The sequence below is a fragment of the Kitasatospora sp. cg17-2 genome (assembly GCF_054031055.1).
Map to the genome: position 1 here is coordinate 8,390,747 of NZ_CM132923.1, position 16,028 is coordinate 8,406,774.

Sequence of the window (16,028 nt, forward strand, 5' to 3'; positions counted from 1 at the left end):
ATGACGATTCCCTGTCACATCCGGACACGGCACGGGACGGCGGGAGGTGAGGGCTAGCGGGACGGGGCGCGGGCCGGGCACGGGTCCGGGTCGGTGGCCCCGGGCGTGGACGCAGGCGCTGCCCCGGACGCGGTCTCGGTCTCGGGGCGGGGTGCGGCGGGGGTGCGGCGGCGCAGTGGTGGGAGGCCGAAGCGGTGGGCGGCGGCGAGGGCGAGGCCCGCGAGCAGCGAGACCAGGTGGCCGACGGCGGCGGTGTCGCCGTCCGGGAGGCCGGCCAGCAGCGCGGGGGCCGCGACCGCCAGCATCAGCAGCCAGATCGCCCGCGACCACGCCGGGCGGGCCCGGGTGGCGGCCAGCGTCAGGGCGGTGACCACGACGTAGGACGGGCCGGTGTCCATCGCGTGCGCGGCCTCGGCCGGCAGCGAGCCGTGCTCGATCCGCCACCACACCAGGCCCTCGGTGAGAGCGGTGGCCGCGACGTGGACGAGGGCCACGGAGGCCACCGCCCGTCGGGCGCCGAGCGCCCCGACCACCGCGAACAGGGACAGCGCGAAGACCGGCCAGACCCAGATGGTGTCCTGCGGCACGAACACCGAGACGGTCAGCGACTCGATCGGATGGCCCTCCGGCCACAGGTGCAGATTGCCCAGGTCGGTGGACGCCCAGGTGCGCAGCGCGTGCACCCGTTCGGACGGCAGCAGGTGCAGCACCGGCCACATCGCGGCCAGCGCGGCCACGTACCAGAACGCCGGATTGCGCGGCAGGCGCCGTATCCAGGGGCCGAGCGAGGAGCCGAGCAGGGGGCCGGGGGGCGGGAGCTTCGTCGCCATGCCGGGCTCTACCGGCGGCGACGGGGGGACGTCGAGCCGCCCGCGAGCGCCGCCCCCGCGGCGACCGCGACCACGCCCGCCACCATCAGGCCCCGCCGGGAGCGGTAGGACATGACCGACCACCGCGAGTTCGCGGAGAGCAGCGAGCCGACACTCAGCCACGAGCCGATGGACAGCGCGGAGGCCGCGGAACCGGCCGAGCCGATCGACAGGATGCTGCCGACGGAGCCGACCGACAGCACCGAGCCGACCGAGCCGATGGACAGCACCGACCCCACCGAGGCGAGGGACAGGACGGAGTCCCCGGACGGCAGCGTCCACCCGTGCGAGAGCACCGTCGCCGGGGAGGATGACGAGGAATCACTTCGCTTGCTCATCCGCTGATCGTATGCGGCCGCGGTGACGCCCGGACGCCGCCCCGCCTCCTCCGGGCGTCTCAGCCGCCCAGGTGGGGCGGCAGGCCGCCGGTCACGGGGTAGGGCCGCTCGGCGGGCAGCAGGAGGCGGGCCGCCTCCGGCTCGCCGTCCCGGAGGTGCCCGTGGATCCGCCGCGCGAGCGGGGTGAGATCGGTGATCGACACCGTCCATTCGTCGGCGTAGCGCCGCGCGGCCTCGCCGCCGAGGCCCAGCTGCAGCGAGCGGTACGGCAGCGGCCGCAGGTGCAGGTCGCGCTCCGGGTCCCACTGCACCCGGGCGGGGGAGCGCTTCAGCAGCCGCTGCCAGGTCGCCCGGTCCGGATGGACGCCGCGCTCGTAGTGGGCGAGGCAGGCGTGCCGCAACGCCCACTCGAAGCCGGCCCGGTCGATCTCGACGGCGAGTACGGTCTCCTGCCCCTCCTTGGTGGCCCAGCCGCAGCGGTACATCATCCAGAGGAAGGAGGGCTTGATCCACGTCGTCCGGTTGCGCTTCCAGTGCGCCGGGAACCGGCCGTCGCGGGCGGCCGGCAGGCCGATCCCGGGGGAGTACGCCTGGTACACGGTCACGGTGGTGGCGGTGTGGACGGCACGGATGCGGTGCTTCGGCTCGGGGGCGGGCGCTTCGGGGGCGGTGTCCGAGAGGGCGGGCGCATTGGGGGTGTTGGACAGGGGCACGTCGATCAGGGTGGCGAGGGCCGCAGGTCGGCCGCCAGCGAATTACCCGGGGCGGGGGCGTCGCGTGTCTGCATGATGCAAGGCCACATACAGTTTAAGCCTTTGATTTGCAGGCTGTGATCCCTTGTGGAACCATAATCGCCAAGCACAGGGACGATCGAACACCGGAAAGTGAAGGATCATGTCGGACGGCGCACGCGTCATCGTCGGAGTCAGTGGCTCGCTGGGGAGCCTGACCGCTCTGCACCGGGCGGTGGGCGAGGCGCGCGACCGGGGTGCGGTGCTGGTGCCGGTGCTGGCGTGGACGCCGGCGGGCGGGGAGCACAACTACCGGCTGCGGCCCTGCCCGCCGCTGCTGCGGGCCTGGGAGGACATGGCCGCCGCCCGGCTGGAGGGGGCACTGGACGAGGCGTTCGGCGGGCTTCCGGCCGGGGTCCGGGTCGAGCCGCAGGCGGTCCGCGGACCGGCCGGGCCGGTGCTGACCGGGCTGGCCGACAGGCCGGGGGACCTGCTGGTGGTGGGCGCGGGCCGGCACGGCGCCGTCCGAGGTGCGGTGCGGCGGATGCTCGGCGGCGGCTCGGTGGGCCACTACTGCCTGGCCCACGCGCGCTGCACCGTTCTCGCGGTGCCGCCGTCGGACCTCCAGGACGACCTGCGCGCGCTGCGCCGGGGCGTCGACCTGCGCGAACTCGCGGCCCTCGCCGCCGCCTGATCCAACGCCGCAAGGGGCCCGAGGCTCAAGGCCCCGGGCCCCGAACGGTCACTCGAAGCGGCTGGGGTCGCCGGCCCCCCGCCGGACGATCTCCGGCTCGCCCTCGGAGAAGTCGACCACCGTGGTGGGCACCGTGCCGCAGTCGCCGGAGTCCACCACGGCGTCCAGGACGTGGTCGAGCCGCTCCTTGATCTCCCACCCCTGGGTCAGCGGCTCCTCCTCGCCGGGGAGGAGCAGGGTGCTGGAGACCATGGGCTCGCCGAGCTCGGCGAGCAGTGCCCGGGTGACGGCGTGGTCGGGGATCCTGACGCCCACCGTCTTCTTCTTCGGGTGCAGCAGACGGCGGGGGACCTCCTTGGTGGCGGGCAGGATGAAGGTGTAGCTGCCCGGTGTCGCGGCCTTGATCGCGCGGAAGACGTTGTTGTCGAGCTGGACGAACTGCCCCAGCTGCGCGAAGTCCTCGCACATCAGGGTGAAGTGGTGGCGCTCGTCGAGACGCCGGATGGTCCGGATCCGGTCGAGGCCGTCACGGTTGTCCAGCTGGCAGCCCAGCGCGAAACAGGAGTCGGTCGGGTACGCGATCAGGGCCCCGGACCGGAGACTGGCCGCCACTGTGCTGATGGTGCGCGGCTGGGGGGACTCTGGATGCACGTCGAAGTACTTCGCCATTGGCCGACCCTACGGGATCCCGGCGACCGGCGGGCGCAGCCGCGACGGCCGGCGGCCCGGTGGTGCCGCATCGCGTCGGAGCAGGTGGGGCCGGTCGGGCCGGTCGGCGTGCTGGTCCTCGGCCGGGGCGCGGCGTACGGTCCCTCGGTATGGCCATCGATCAGGCGCGGGCGAACCGGATCTTCCTTCCCGGGACCTATGCCGAGGGCGTGCCGTACGAGCTGTTCCGTGAGCTGCGCGCCGAGGCGCCGGTCTGCTGGGTGGAGGAGCCCGCGGTGGGGCCGTGGCCCGCCGGTCCCGGCTACTGGGCGGTGCTGCGGCACGCCGACGTCAAGCAGGTGCTGCGCACGCCCGAGCTGTTCTCCTCGCACCTCGGCGCGACCCAGATCCGGGACCCCGACTCGGCGGCCGACCTGGACTTCGCCCGCACCATGATGCTCAATCAGGACCAGCCCGACCACTCCCGGTTGCGGCGCGCCGTCGCCGCCGCCTTCACCCCGCGGGCGCTGCGCGAGCTGACGGCGGCCGTCGAGGCGCGCGCGGAGGAACTGGTCGGGGGGATCGCCCCGACCGGTGAGGTCGACGTGGTGCCGATCGCCGCCGACCTGCCGGTGTGGACGCTGGCGCGCATCCTTGGTGTGCCGGAGCAGGACCGCGCGCTGCTGGTCGACTGGTCGAACCGGGTGATCGGCTACCAGGACCCGGACCACGCCCGCTCCAGTACGGCGGACCCGTCCCGGCTCACCGCCATGGGCCGGGACGCGCTCGGTCACCGCCCCGCGGACCTGACCGCGCCCGACGGCCGCCCGCTGAACCCGCGCTCCCGCGCGGCGCTCGCCGACATGTTCGCCTACGCCCACGCGCTCGCCGAACAGCCGCCGCCGGGCAGCATGGTGGCCCGGATGCGGGAGGCCGGGCTGAGCGCCGCCGAGTTCGAGACGATGTTCTTCCTGTTCGCGGTCGCGGGCAACGAGACGCTGCGCAACGGCCTGCCCGGCGCCCTGTACTCCCTGCTCACCAACCCGGACCAGTACCGACTGCTGCGCCGGCGGCCGGAGTTGACCGGCTCCGCAGTGGACGAGCTGCTCCGGTACTGGCCGCCGGTGGTCGAGTTCCGGCGCACCGCCACCCGGGACGTCGTGCTCGCCGGGCAGCGGATCTCCGGCGGGGAGAAGGTGGTCGTCTACCACGCCTCCGCCAACCGCGACGGGACGGTGTTCCCCGACCCGGACCGCCTCGATCTCACCCGCACCCCGAACGACCACGTCAGCTTCGGCTACGGCCCGCACTTCTGCGTCGGCGCGCGGCTCGCCCGGATCCAGATGGCGGCGCTGCTGCGCCGGATCGTCGCCGCCTGGCCGGAGCCGGAGTTGGCGCCGGGGCCGCCTCCGGTGCGGCTGGTCTCGAACTTCCAGAACGGGTTGAAGGAGCTGCGCGTCCTCCGGTGAGGGGCCGCGTGACGGGCCGCATGGTGGGCCGCGTGAGGGGTGGTCACGCGCCCCGGGAGGTGGATATTGACTGAATTTTCAGTTCAAGGCAGGATGTGGCCGCCCCCACCGGCCTGCCCCGGGTGCACCGACGGGACGCCCCACTCGTCCCGTCTCCCGTCCATCGCACCCGGGGCAGGCCGCCCTCACCCACCGGAGGTACCGATGGACAAGCCCGACATCTCCCGACGCCGACTCCTGCGCCTCGGCGCCGCGGCCGTGCCGCTCGCGGCCCTCGGCCCCGCGCTGGTAGGCACCGTCTTCGCGGACACCGCCTTCGCCGACGCCGCCCCCGCGGCCGGCCCCGCGCCGACGCTGCGGATGCCCGCCGAGACCGACCCGCACGTCCGCACCTTCATGGCCTGGCCCGCTCCGAGCGCCGCCTGGGGCAGCCAACTCCCCGCCGTGCAGCGGGACATCGCCAATCTCGCCAAGGAGATCTCCCGCTTCGAGCCGGTCGTGATGGTGATCGGGCCCGAGCTGGTGGCCGCCGCCGCCCCGCTCTGCGACACGGCCGCCGTCCCCGGCTCCAAGGGCATCACCTTCCTGCCGGTCGGCAACGACGACCTGTGGATCCGGGACTTCGGCCCGACCTTCCTGGTCGGCCCGGGGGCGGTCGCCGGCCTCGACACCAACTTCAACGGCTGGGGCAAGACCGGCACCAGCTACGAGCAGAACTTCGCCAAGGACGCCAGGGCCGCCGCCGCGCTGCTCGCCCAGTACGGGATCGCGCGCGTCCAGGCCCCGTTCGTCGGGGAGGGCGGCTCGCTGGAGACCGACGGGCAGGGAACCCTGCTCGCCACCGTCAGCTCCCTGGTGAACCCCAACCGCAACCCCGGACTGAGCCAGGACGAGGTCGAGCAGCGGCTCAAGTCCTCGCTCGGCCTGGAGAAGGTGATCTGGCTGCCCGGTCTGGCGGGCCAGGACATCACGGACGGCCACATCGACTGCGTGGCCCGGTTCAGCGCGCCCGGGCGGGTGATCCTGGACCGGCCCGCGCCGAACAGCACGTCGATGTGGCTCCGCGTCTACACCGAGGCCAAGCGGGTGCTGCAGACCGCCACCGACGCCAGGGGCCGCGCGCTGACGATCGTGGAGCTGCCGGGGCCGGACCACACCAGGATCCGGGGGAAGGGGTCCTCGTTCCTGTCCAGCTACACCAACCACTACACCGTGAACGGGGCCGTCCTGGTGCCGCAGTTCGGGCACCAGGAGGCCGACGACGCGGCCCGGACGATCCTCGCGGCCGAGTACCCGGGGCGCACCGTCGTCCCGGTGGTCATCGACGCCATCGCCAACGGCGGTGGCGGCATCCACTGCGCGACCCAGTCGCAGCCGGTCGTCCCCGCGGCGGTCTGACCTGCGGGCCGACCGGTCGGCTCAGGCCGGTCGGTCGGCCCGGGCGGGAGCCTCGGGCTTGGCGGCCGGTGCCGTCGCGGCTGCGGGCGCGGGCGTGGCTGCGACCGGTGCGACCGGGGCCGCGGGTGCCCCCGGTGCGGCGGCGGTCGGCGCGGGAGCCTCCTCGCGTGCCGGGCCGTCCTCGCGCATCGCCGCCGTCTCGGCCTTCAGGATGCGCATCGACTTGCCCAGCCCGCGCGCCATGTCGGGCAGCTTCTTCGAACCGAACAGCAGGATGACGACCGCCAGCACCACCAAGAGGTGCCAGGGCTCCAGACCGTTGCGCAGCATGTCACTCACCGGGCCTTTCCGTATCGCCGTCGAACCGGACGTCCCGCCAGCGTAGGTGTGACTGATTTTTCAGTCAATGTGACGGTATTCGGTCGTACGCGTGCCTGTACACGTGCTGTATGCGTGCCTGTACGTGTTGCCCGTGCCCGGCGCGTGCCAGGGCGCGGCCGGTCCGGGAAGTCGCTGCCGCGTACGGTTCGTCCACGCCGCTTTGGCCCCAGTGGCGCGCGACGGCCCCGCGGTGGCGGACCTAGGTTCACCGGAACCCGCAGGCGACCGGCGCACCCGAGGAGCGACGCACGTGAACTGGCTGATCCACGACTACCGCGAGGACGACCTCGCCGCCGTCGTCCATCTGATCGACAGCACCGCTTGGCTCGGGCAGGAGTCGGTGTTCTCGCTCGCCGAGTGCATCGGCGCGCTCACCGCCCGCCAGCCCGCCGTGGTCGCGGTGCACGACGGCCTGCCGATCGGCGCCGCCCTCGCCCAGGTGGCGGGCACGGGCGAACGGGCCTGGGTGATGCGGGTGGCGATCGCCCCGGCCTGGCGCGGGCGCGGCCTGGCCAGCGCGCTGCTGCGGGAACTGGAGCGGCGGCTGGTCGAGGCCCGGGTGCGACGGATCGCCTATGTGCTGCCGGCGGAGGAGCTGCTCGGCGAGGGGCTGCGCAACGCCGGCTACGAACGGCGGCCCGCCGCCGCGTACTTCGAGAAGACCGAGCCCGCCGCGGGCCCCGCCGCCGGGGCCCTGGACGAACTCGGCGGGCGGGTGCTGAGCGGGGACCTGTGGGACCGGGTGGCCGGGATGACGGCCGAGAAGGAGCTGATCGAGCGGCGGGTCGTGCTGCCGCTCGCCGAACCGGAGCGCGCCGCCCGGCACGGCGTGCGGCCGCCGCGGGCGATCACCCTGTTCGGGCCGCCCGGCACGGGGAAGACGACCTTCGCCCGGGCCATCGCCTCCCGCCTGGGCTGGCCGTTCGTCGAACTGCTGCCCTCCCGCCTCGCCGACGAGGGCAACCTCGCCGCCGCGCTGCGCGGCGCGTTCACCCGGATCGGCGAGCTGGAGCGGGTGCTGGTCTTCATCGACGAGGTGGAGGAGATCGCGCCCGTACGGGGCGAGCCCGGCCGGGCGGGGGCGACGCACGGGGTGACCAACGAACTGCTGAAGCTGATCCCCGGCTTCCGGGAACGGGACGGACGGCTGCTGGTCTGCGCCACCAACTCGGTCCGCTCGCTCGACCCGGCGTTCCTGCGCACCGGCCGGTTCGACTACGTCATCCCGATCGGCACCCCCGACCCGGACGCGAGGGCCGCGATCTGGGCGCGCTACGCGCTCGACACCGACCGGGTGGACGTGGACGTCCCCGCGCTGGTGGCCGCGAGCGAGCACTTCTCGCCCGCCGACATCGAGCACGCCGCGCGCCTCGCCGCCCAGACGGCCTTCGAGCGCGACGACGCCGTGCCGGGCGCGACCACCGCGGACCACCTGGCCGCGATCGGCGCCAGCCGCCCGACGGTGACGGCCGCCATGGTGGAGGCGTTCCGGGCGGACATCGGGGCCCACGCCCGGTTGTGACCGCAACGGCGCGGGCCGGTCGCGCGGTGGGTCAGCCGAGCGGGTGGTCGCGGCGGACGGCGTCGATGCAGGTGTCCCGGGAGACCGGGCCGCCGAAGCGGAGGCGGTCGTAGGCGGTGAACGGCGGCTCCAGGGCGTCGAGTTCGTCGACCAGGGCGTGGAGGGCGGACAGGTCGGGCAGCCGGTCGGACCGCCCGTCGGCGGGGCGGCCGAGCGCCTCGGTGATGCCCCGGACGAGTTCCGCCTTGCGGCGCATGGTGACCGGGTGGAGGCGGTGCAGACAGACGTTCTGGCCGCTGAGGTACGACTCGTACTCCTCCGCGCCCTCCTCCCGGTCCGCCCAGTGACCTCGGAACCAGTCCGGCAGCTTCGCCAACCCGCCCGCCTCGTCGACGAGTTCGAGGAGGTCGGGGGCGACCATCTCGGTGCCGTCGGAGCGCAGGTAGCCGGGCAGCGGGAGGCGGCCGTCGAGCATGTGGCCGCGGACCTCGTCCGGGTCCTGCCCGTGGCGGGCGCAGAGCGGCTCCAGTGCGGCGAAGTGCCGGTCGACGTAGGCGTCGTCGGCCTCGGTCATCGGGTGCTCGCCGTTGACTTCGAGGTAGCGCCGGGCGACCCGCGCCCTCGCCGTACCGATTTCCGTGCTGCCGGTTCCCGTGCTGCCGGTTCCCGTCGTTCCGGTCTCCGTCATGCCGGTTCCTCCTTCGGACGCCGTGGTGTCCCCGCCGCGCCGGGTCAGCCGGCCTCGACCGCGTCGGCCTCGGCAGCTCCGTCGCCGGTGCCGGTGCCAGTGCCGGTGTCGGCGGGGCCCGGGTCGATGCGCACCACCGGGGAGAACGCGGTGCCGAGGAACACTACCGCCTGCACCACGGCCGCGCACACGAAGAGCGTGCGGGTGGGGGAGGCACCGGAGACCAGTCGGCCGCCGAGCACCGCGCCGAGCGGGATGGTCGCGTAGGCGGCGGCCCGACTGACCGACACCACCCGGCCGATCACCTCGGAGGGCACCACCTTCTGCCGGGCGGTGAACCAGCTGACGATGACCAATGAGGTGGCGACGCCCTCCACGCCCCAGGCGATCAGCACCGCCCACCAGGTGGGCACCAGGGCCGGCAGGACCATGGTGGCCCCGGACAGGCCCATGCCGAACGCCAGCAGCGGGCCCAGCCGGTAGCGGTCCGTCAGGCGGGGTGCGAGCACCCCGCCCAGCACGGCGCCGAGGCCCTGCGCGCCGAGGACGAGGCCGAGCACGACCTTCGGCTTCTCCTCGACCTCCAGGACGAGGTAGAAGAGGCTGCCCTCGATCGTCCACGCGGCGAGGTTGGACAGGGCCATCAGCACGGTGCCCCAGAGCACCGCCCGCATGGTCCGCAGGGCCCGCAGGCCGTCGGCGAAGTCCTTGGCGATCCGGGCGGCCGTGGTCGGCCCCGAGGCGGGGGCGGGGGTGGTGGCGATGGAGGTGATCAGCAGCGCGGAGGCCCCGAAGGAGAGCGCGTTGACCAGCGCGGAGACCGGCACGCCCAGCGCCGCGACGGCGGTGATGCCGGCCACCGGGCCGATGAAGCCGAGCGCGCTGTCGACCGTCTGGGTCCAGGAGTTGACCCGGGCGAGCCGCCGCTCGGGCACCACGTCGACCAGGAAGCCCTGGAACGCCGGGAAGTAGAACGGCCGGACGCAGGCGAGCAGGAACGCGCAGAGGTAGATCGCGGCCAGCGGCGGACGGTCGAGGGTGGCGAGCGCGGTGACGGCGAGTGCCAGCACGGCGGAGGCGAGGTCGCAGAGGATCATCACCCGGCGGCGGTCGAACCGGTCGGCGATGACGCCGGCGAAGAGTCCGATCACAATGTAGGGAATGAACTCGATCGCATAGGCGAGAGCGGTCGAGGTGGCCGATCCGGTGATTTTCAGGACGAGGACCGGAATGGCCAGCCGGTAGATCCAGTCGCCGATTCCGGAGACCAGGAATGCGGCGCGCAGGCGGATGTCCGCCGGGCCCGGGGTCGGACGTTCCTCGATCGGCTTCGCGGTGGGCACCGGCGTTCTCCTATGCACTTTTATCGACGGTGGATCGGTGGAAGGAAAGTGGTTTTCCGTTGTCGTTCCGGGAACGCCCGGAATCCCGGCGGGCGCCGTCGGTACGGCGTTCCCGCCGGGTTCCCGGCCGTTCGCGGGCCGTGGGCTCCGCGGTCGCGGAACCGTGGGGTCGCCGGGTCAGAAGGGGAGCTCCTCCCGGTCGACCCGGGTCAGCCACTCGGCGCCGGCGGCGGGCCGGGCGTCGCGGCAGACGGCGCAGTCGGGGTCGCGGGTCCAGGTCTCGGCCTGGCGCACCCGGGGGTTGTGGAAGGTCTGCTCCAGCAGCCGGCCCACCGCGAGCGGCGGGCAGACCCGGGAGGCCAGCCGGACCATCTCGGAGACCATGTGGGCGGCGGCGACCACCACCAGCCCGTTGAACGCGGCGGTGTCCTCGCCGTAGGCGCTGCCCTCGCGGTCGATGTCGTCGAGCACGTCCAGCACCATCCGCGAGGTCGGGTCCTCCCGGCGGACCTGCCCGTACCAGCACTCCACGCAGCCGCTGACGCCGGGCACCATCGTGTAGTGGATGGCCCGCTGGGTGTCGACGCCGCCGCCGATCAGGGTGGCTCCGGCCCGGACGCAGCCCTCGTTGAGCCAGTGCGCGACGTGCACCTTGGGGCGGTCGACGACGGCGATCACGATGTCCCGGTCGTGCACCACCGCGTGGACGTCGTCGGCGGACATCAGCTTGGCCTCGACCGCGTCGACCCGCACCCGGCTGTTGAGCCGGCGGGCCCGTTCGGCGGCGACATGGACCTTGGTGCGGCCGACGTCGGGCTCGCCGTAGATGATCTGGCGGTTGAAGTTGGAGACCTCGATCTTGTCGAAGTCGACGATCCGGATGTCCGTGAAGCCGATCGCGACCAGGTCGATCAGGGTGTGCGAGCCGATGCCGCCGACGCCGAGCACGGCCACCCGGGCGTCGCGGATGCGGCGCTGGAACTCGTACTTGGAGGTCCCCAGGGAGGCGTAGGTCTCGAAGAAGCCCAGGTTGTTGGACCAGCGCTCGCGGGCGGCGGCGTCGAAGTCCTCGCCCCGGTCGGCGGTGTCCTGCACCAGGCCGCTCGCGTCCAGGTCGTCGACCGCCTCGCGCACGTCCTCGGCGGTGAGGTCGGGGTAGTCGGCGCTGAGGTCGCGGTGGACGGCGTCCAGGTCGCGGGTGCCGTCCAGGAGCTGGAGCAGCCTCAGCACGCGGCCGTCGGTGTCCTCCAGCGAGGTCAGCTCACCGCCGAGGCGGAAGTGGACCGAGCCGTCGGACACGAAGTAGGGGATGCTCGTCTTGAGCGCGGGACGTGCCACGAATACCCCTCCGGGGACTGGGCGACGGAAATCATGGAAATACCGGTCCGGTCATGTGCGGAGGAGTTCCGGACGGGTGCGGCGGGGCGTCGTTGCGAAGGAAGCCCCGCCGCATTTTCAGGCTCAGCCCTTGGCGGTGCTGGCGGCGCTGCTGTAGCGCTTGGTGGACTTCTTGATCATTGGAATCACCTCCCCCCCTCCGATCGGACTCCATGCTATTCATCGCCGAACTTCCCGGACAAGATGTAAGAACACCTTTTCGCGGGGGGATCTTCAGTTCCCGCCGGCCCGGACGGAAAGTCCCAGGTATTCGGCCTGGAAAGCCAGCACATCGGCGAAATAGGCGAGCCGCCCGGTGCGGGCGCGGGCCCCGTGCCCGACGCCGGCCTCCTGACGGAGCAGCACCGGGCGGTCCGAGGAGGTGGCGCGCTGCAGGGCGGCGCACATCTTGCGGGCGTGCAGCGGGTCGACCCTGGCGTCGTCCTCGAACGCGGTCAGCAGCACGGCCGGGTAGGCGGTGCCCGCCGTCACCCGGTGGTAGGGCGAGTAGCCGAGCAGCCAGCCGAGCTCCTCCGGATCCTCCCGGGTGCCGAACTCGTCGGTCCAGTAGGGGCCGTAGCCGCTCAGCTCGTAGCGGGCCATGTCGAGCGGGGCGGCGGTGGCCGCCACCGCGGCGAACAGCCCCGGGTGCTGGGTCGCCGCCGCGCCGACCAGGAGGCCGCCGGCGCTCTGGCCGAACGCGCCGAGCCCGTCGGGCGGACACAGGCCCCGGTCGTGCAGCGCGCGGGCGGCGGCCAGGAAGTCGTCGACGCCGTTCTGCTTGTGCTCGCGCATCCCGGCGCGGTGCCAGCCCTCGCCGTGCTCGCCGCCGCCGCGCACCCGGGCCACCGCGAACTGGCCGCCCTGGGCGGCCCAGGCGAGCGCCGCCGCGTAGTAGTCGGCGACCTGCGGTTCGCCGAAGGCGCCGTAGCCCTGGAGCACGGTCGGCAGCGGGCCGGTCGGGCGGTCGGCGGGCCGGGTGAGCAGCACCGTCACCTCGGTGCCGTCCGCGGAGGCGCAGCGCAGTTCGGAGACCAGGACGGCGGGGATGTCCGGGGTGCCCGGTGCCTGCCACACCGCGGTCGTGCCCCGGCGGGCGTCGTAGTGGTGGACGGTCTCGGGGGTGGTGGGGTCGGAGTAGCCGAACCAGGCCTCGTGGCCGCCCTGACGGAAGGTCAGATCGGTGACGACACCGGTGCCGGGCAGGGGGACCGCGCCGAGCGGTGCGCCGGTGCGCAGGTCGTGCCGGGTGATCCGGCCGTGGCCGCCGGCCGAGCGGAGCACCAGCAGCAGCGGGACCGGCAGCGCGGGGTCGTCGAGGACGGCGAAGGACTCCAGGACCTCGTGCTCGTGCTCCGGGACGAGGGTGCGCGGCCGCTCCGGCGCCGCCGGGTCCAGGAGCAGGATCCGGCCCCGGTCCGCGTCGAGGTCGGTGAGCACGTAGAGCAGGCCGTCGGCGGCGGGCCAGGGGGAGCTCCAGCCGCCGTCCAGGGCGGTCAGCGGGCGCCAGTCCGGCTTCTCCGGGGTGCCGAGGGCCAGGTCGGCGATCCGGATCCGGTTGCCGCTGGAGAGGCCGTCGGCGGTGGCGGCCACCAGCAGCCGGCCGTCCGCGCCGAGCAGGACGTCCAGCTCGGGGGGCGGTCCGTCGTCCGCGTCGGTGTCGTGGTCGTGGTCGTGGTCGCGGTCGGGTCGGTCGGTGGGCGCCGCGGTGCCGGGGACTTCGGTGTCGTCCGCCGGGTCCTCGCCGATCCGGTGCAGGTACAGCCGGGCGCCACCGGTGCCGTCGGCGCCGCCGCCCGGGCCGCCGCGTACGTGGTAGAAGGCGTCCGGCCCGCCCGACCAGGCGACGTCGCCGTACGGGCAGCCGGTGATCGGCCCGTCCACCGTGCGGCCGGTCGCGACCTCCAGCACCCGCAGGGTGAACTCCTCGGCGCCGCCCTCGGCGGTCTGCACGGCGACCAGCGCGCCGGTCGGGTCGGGCGTCCAACCGCCCAGCACGGTACGGCCGGTGGGGTCGTGGCGGTGCGGGTCGAACAGGATCCGGCGGCGGCCGGAGGCGTCGGCGACCGCCAGCGCGGGGTGCTCGTCCGAGGGTCCGCGGACCGTGAAGAAGGCCAGTCCGCCCGCGGGCCGGGGCGGGGTCAGATGCTCGAAGGCGGTCAGCCGGGTCAGCGCGGCCCGGAACGCTTCCACCGCCGGCCAGCCGTCGCGCAGCCGGTCGAACAGCCGTCGCTGGCCGGCCGACCACTCCCGGGTCGCGGGGGCGTCGGCGTCCTCCAGGGCACGGAAGGGGTCGGGGACGTCGCGCCCGCCCAGCCGGTCGACGGTGTCGCCGGGTGCGACGGGCGGGTATTCCGGCCGCCCGGCCGGGTCGATCGGCAGCATGGCCCCCTCCAACCGGCGTGCGGACGGAACGGAGATCGCCACTCGGGGGCGGCCCGCTGGCCGGCCGCCGTCGAGAGCGCCGACATCCTAGCGACGGTTTCCGCGTACTCGTCAATGGCCTTGTCGGGAGCGGTGTTCCTGCCGATCGGCGGGCCGGGACGGGTGCCGTCGGGCGGCGCACACGCACGACTGGTGCGGACCTGGACGTTCGGCGGACGGGCGGCGGTCGTGCGGCGACGGAGCCCGGGCCGCCGGGCGGCGGATGAGAATTCGCGACGAACACGTGTCCGTCCTCCCGCCGTTGCCGGGGGCGGTCGACAGGTCGCCGACGACCTGTCGGGCCGGGTGTGCGAGCCGTAGCGGGCCCGACGGGGGATCCGCTAGAGTCCCTCCGCCCATCATCAAGATCATCGGGGGAAACCTTGCCGTCCGAGGCAACGAAGGAGCGCGGCGGTGCGAACGCACTCGGCTGGGCGCTCACCATCGGCCTGAACGTCGTCGCGCCGATCATCACCTACAACCAGCTCACCGGCCACGGTTACGGTGAGTTCACCGCGCTGGTGATCTCGGCCGTCTGGCCCGCCGTCGATCTGGGCGTCTACCTGGCGTGGCAGCGGCGGGTGGACGAGTTCGCGGCGGTGTCGCTGCTGTTCCTGGGGCTGACCGTCGCGGTCACCCTGGCCGGGCCGGCCGACGCGCACTTCCTGCTGGTGAAGGACTCGGTGATCACGGGCCTGTTCGGAGTGATCTGCCTGGCCAGCCTGGCCGCGCCCCGGCCGCTGATGTTCTACTTCGGCCGCAAGTTCGCCACCGACGGCTCGGCCTCGTCGCTGGAGCGCTGGGAGGGGTTCTGGGCGCTGCCGGGGTTCCGGCGGGTCCAGCGCAATCTGACCGTCGGCTGGGGCGTGGCCTATCTGCTGGAGGCCGGGCTGCGGGTCGGGCTCTCGTACGTGCTCGACACCGACGCGATGCAGGCGCTGAACACGGTGCTGTCGCTGGGTGTGACGGCGCTGCTGGTCACCTGGACGATCGCCTACGCCAAGCGGGCCCGGGCCCGGGGCGCGGCCGCCGGTGCGGAGCGGGCAGTGGCGGGGCAGGCGGCGGCGGGGCACGAGGCGGTGGAGCAGGCCGAGGCGACGACGGTCTGACCCGACGACGGTCTGACCCGACGACGGTCCGACCCGACGGCCGGAGGACTCCGCCGCAGCACCACGAGACCCCGCCGGCGCGCCTTCGGCGGGGTCGAGTCGTGGTGCGGTGCTGTGCTGTGCGGTTCGGAGCGGAGTGCTTCGGTGCAGAGCGGTGCGGTGCGGTGCGGTCCGGTGAGGGCCGGTCAGACCGCCGGGGCGGCGACCGGTGCGCGCTCGGCGGCCGGGGCCGCCGGGGCGAGGGCCCGGTCGGCCAGGGTGCCGAAGAGCAGGGCGAACCCCGTCCACAGCACCACCTGGAGGCCGATCGAGGCGAGCCGGAAGTCCCACAGCAGCGCGGCCGGGAAACCGTCCGGGATCGCGTCGTCGTTGGGCGGCAGGACGAAGGCCAGCACGGCCATCACCACGGCGTAGCCGAGGCCGGCCGCGACGGTGGCGTTCCAGGTGCCCAGGCGCGGGGCCAGGCGCTTGCCGAGGATCACCGCGGCGACGCCGATCAGCACGCTGAGCGCGATCATCAGGAAGAACAGCGCGGTGCGCTTCCCGATGGTGTCCGGATTGCCGACCGCCGGCGGGTTCGCCGGGTACTTGAGGAACGGCACGAAGTAGACGGTGACGAAGGCCGCGCCCGCGACCAGCGCGGCGGTGGCCCGGGGGCCGAACCGGCCGACCCGGCCGAGGGCGAAGCAGAACGCCAGCGCGGCGATCCCGCCGACCGCGACGCCGTACACCAGCACACCGGTGGCGAGACCGGCGGTGGACTGGAGGTCCCGGCTGACCAGTTCCTCCTCCTCACCCCCGGCGTCGGCGGCCTCGTGCTCGTGCGCGGCCGCGTCCCCGGTGCCGGCCGCGGCCGCGGCGCCGCCGCCGTGGTCGTGGTGCCCGGCCGGGGCGGAGTGCGCCTGCTCCTGCGCGATGGAGTCCGAGACGGGGCCCTCGCCGACGGTGTAGGCGAAGACGAAGGCCACCAGCCCGGCGATCAGACCGGCCAGCAGACCGCGCAGCAGGAGTCTGCCCACGGTGCCGGACGGCATGGT

At 73.9% G+C, this 16,028-nt stretch carries 15 protein-coding genes; 5 read left to right on the forward strand and 10 right to left on the reverse strand.

What is annotated here, in order from left to right; genetic code table 11:
* Positions 1 to 53 precede the first annotated feature (53 nt).
* The 3 genes from ACW14Y_RS35225 to ACW14Y_RS35235 are packed head-to-tail and all read right to left on the reverse strand — an operon-like array spanning position 54 to position 1,839.
* Complete coding sequence (locus tag ACW14Y_RS35225) at positions 54 to 830, reverse strand: rhomboid-like protein (RefSeq protein WP_456984767.1); 777 nt, start codon at positions 828 to 830, stop codon at positions 54 to 56.
* An 8-nt stretch (positions 831 to 838) separates the two neighbouring features.
* A complete protein-coding gene (locus ACW14Y_RS35230; protein ID WP_456984768.1) occupies positions 839 to 1,207 on the reverse strand; it encodes a hypothetical protein in 369 nt (122 codons plus the stop codon).
* Positions 1,208 to 1,266: 59 nt separating this feature from the next.
* Positions 1,267 to 1,839: a DUF4291 domain-containing protein gene (locus tag ACW14Y_RS35235; protein ID WP_456988333.1), complete on the reverse strand. Its 573-nt coding sequence runs from the start codon at positions 1,837 to 1,839 to the stop codon at positions 1,267 to 1,269.
* Positions 1,840 to 2,101: 262 nt separating this feature from the next.
* On the opposite strand from ACW14Y_RS35235, the gene ACW14Y_RS35240 reads away from it, so the two are divergent.
* Positions 2,102 to 2,632, forward strand: a complete 531-nt coding sequence (locus ACW14Y_RS35240) for a universal stress protein (protein ID WP_380300220.1) — start codon at positions 2,102 to 2,104, stop codon at positions 2,630 to 2,632.
* A gap of 48 nt (positions 2,633 to 2,680) precedes the next feature.
* On the opposite strand, the gene ACW14Y_RS35245 is transcribed toward ACW14Y_RS35240, so the two are convergent.
* Positions 2,681 to 3,301, reverse strand: a complete 621-nt coding sequence (locus ACW14Y_RS35245; RefSeq protein WP_380300221.1) for an L-threonylcarbamoyladenylate synthase — start codon at positions 3,299 to 3,301, stop codon at positions 2,681 to 2,683.
* 149 nt (positions 3,302 to 3,450) lie between these two features.
* On the opposite strand from ACW14Y_RS35245, the gene ACW14Y_RS35250 reads away from it, so the two are divergent.
* Together ACW14Y_RS35250 and ACW14Y_RS35255 are read left to right on the forward strand one after the other, a co-directional pair.
* Complete coding sequence (locus ACW14Y_RS35250) at positions 3,451 to 4,749, forward strand: cytochrome P450 (RefSeq protein ID WP_456984769.1); 1,299 nt, start codon at positions 3,451 to 3,453, stop codon at positions 4,747 to 4,749.
* Positions 4,750 to 4,953: 204 nt separating this feature from the next.
* Entirely contained in the window at positions 4,954 to 6,147 is a 1,194-nt protein-coding gene (locus ACW14Y_RS35255; protein WP_456984770.1) for an agmatine deiminase family protein, read from the forward strand.
* A gap of 21 nt (positions 6,148 to 6,168) precedes the next feature.
* Here the strand turns inward: ACW14Y_RS35255 and tatA are convergent, their stop codons facing one another.
* Positions 6,169 to 6,477, reverse strand: a complete 309-nt coding sequence (gene tatA, locus ACW14Y_RS35260) for a Sec-independent protein translocase subunit TatA (protein WP_456988335.1) — start codon at positions 6,475 to 6,477, stop codon at positions 6,169 to 6,171.
* Between the two features lie 301 nt (positions 6,478 to 6,778).
* On the opposite strand from tatA, the gene ACW14Y_RS35265 reads away from it, so the two are divergent.
* Complete coding sequence (locus tag ACW14Y_RS35265; RefSeq protein WP_456984771.1) at positions 6,779 to 8,050, forward strand: ATP-binding protein; 1,272 nt, start codon at positions 6,779 to 6,781, stop codon at positions 8,048 to 8,050.
* Between the two features lie 31 nt (positions 8,051 to 8,081).
* Here the strand turns inward: ACW14Y_RS35265 and ACW14Y_RS35270 are convergent, their stop codons facing one another.
* The 4 genes from ACW14Y_RS35270 to ACW14Y_RS35285 all read right to left on the reverse strand — a co-directional run bounded on the left by ACW14Y_RS35270 (position 8,082) and on the right by ACW14Y_RS35285 (position 13,843).
* A complete protein-coding gene (locus ACW14Y_RS35270; RefSeq protein WP_456984772.1) occupies positions 8,082 to 8,738 on the reverse strand; it encodes a DUF6058 family natural product biosynthesis protein in 657 nt (218 codons plus the stop codon).
* 44 nt (positions 8,739 to 8,782) lie between these two features.
* Positions 8,783 to 10,081, reverse strand: a complete 1,299-nt coding sequence (locus ACW14Y_RS35275) for an MFS transporter (protein ID WP_456984773.1) — start codon at positions 10,079 to 10,081, stop codon at positions 8,783 to 8,785.
* A 177-nt stretch (positions 10,082 to 10,258) separates the two neighbouring features.
* On the reverse strand, positions 10,259 to 11,419 hold the full coding sequence (locus ACW14Y_RS35280; protein ID WP_380300227.1) for a ThiF family adenylyltransferase: 1,161 nt from the start codon (positions 11,417 to 11,419) through the stop codon (positions 10,259 to 10,261).
* A gap of 273 nt (positions 11,420 to 11,692) precedes the next feature.
* Positions 11,693 to 13,843: a prolyl oligopeptidase family serine peptidase gene (locus ACW14Y_RS35285; protein WP_456984774.1), complete on the reverse strand. Its 2,151-nt coding sequence runs from the start codon at positions 13,841 to 13,843 to the stop codon at positions 11,693 to 11,695.
* Positions 13,844 to 14,265: 422 nt separating this feature from the next.
* Here ACW14Y_RS35285 and ACW14Y_RS35290 point away from each other — a divergent pair, with 422 nt between their 5' ends.
* Positions 14,266 to 14,991, forward strand: a complete 726-nt coding sequence (locus ACW14Y_RS35290; protein ID WP_456984775.1) for a VC0807 family protein — start codon at positions 14,266 to 14,268, stop codon at positions 14,989 to 14,991.
* Positions 14,992 to 15,176: 185 nt separating this feature from the next.
* Here ACW14Y_RS35290 and ACW14Y_RS35295 read toward each other — a convergent pair whose 3' ends face one another.
* A complete protein-coding gene (locus ACW14Y_RS35295; protein ID WP_402722795.1) occupies positions 15,177 to 16,025 on the reverse strand; it encodes a CbtA family protein in 849 nt (282 codons plus the stop codon).
* Positions 16,026 to 16,028: the final 3 nt, after the last annotated feature.

Bases quoted from the DNA above. Each gene is read 5' to 3' on its own strand.
- ACW14Y_RS35225 (WP_456984767.1), bottom strand. From the start codon at position 830: ATGGCGACGAAGCTCCCGCCCCCCGGCCCCCTGCTCGGCTCCTCGCTC.
- ACW14Y_RS35230 (WP_456984768.1), bottom strand. From the start codon at position 1,207: ATGAGCAAGCGAAGTGATTCCTCGTCATCCTCCCCGGCGACGGTGCTC.
- ACW14Y_RS35240 (WP_380300220.1), top strand. From the start codon at position 2,102: ATGTCGGACGGCGCACGCGTCATCGTCGGAGTCAGTGGCTCGCTGGGG.
- ACW14Y_RS35245 (WP_380300221.1), bottom strand. From the start codon at position 3,301: ATGGCGAAGTACTTCGACGTGCATCCAGAGTCCCCCCAGCCGCGCACC.
- ACW14Y_RS35250 (WP_456984769.1), top strand. From the start codon at position 3,451: ATGGCCATCGATCAGGCGCGGGCGAACCGGATCTTCCTTCCCGGGACC.
- ACW14Y_RS35255 (WP_456984770.1), top strand. From the start codon at position 4,954: ATGGACAAGCCCGACATCTCCCGACGCCGACTCCTGCGCCTCGGCGCC.
- tatA (WP_456988335.1), bottom strand. From the start codon at position 6,477: ATGCTGCGCAACGGTCTGGAGCCCTGGCACCTCTTGGTGGTGCTGGCG.
- ACW14Y_RS35270 (WP_456984772.1), bottom strand. From the start codon at position 8,738: ATGACGGAGACCGGAACGACGGGAACCGGCAGCACGGGAACCGGCAGC.
- ACW14Y_RS35285 (WP_456984774.1), bottom strand. From the start codon at position 13,843: ATGCTGCCGATCGACCCGGCCGGGCGGCCGGAATACCCGCCCGTCGCA.
- ACW14Y_RS35295 (WP_402722795.1), bottom strand. From the start codon at position 16,025: ATGCCGTCCGGCACCGTGGGCAGACTCCTGCTGCGCGGTCTGCTGGCC.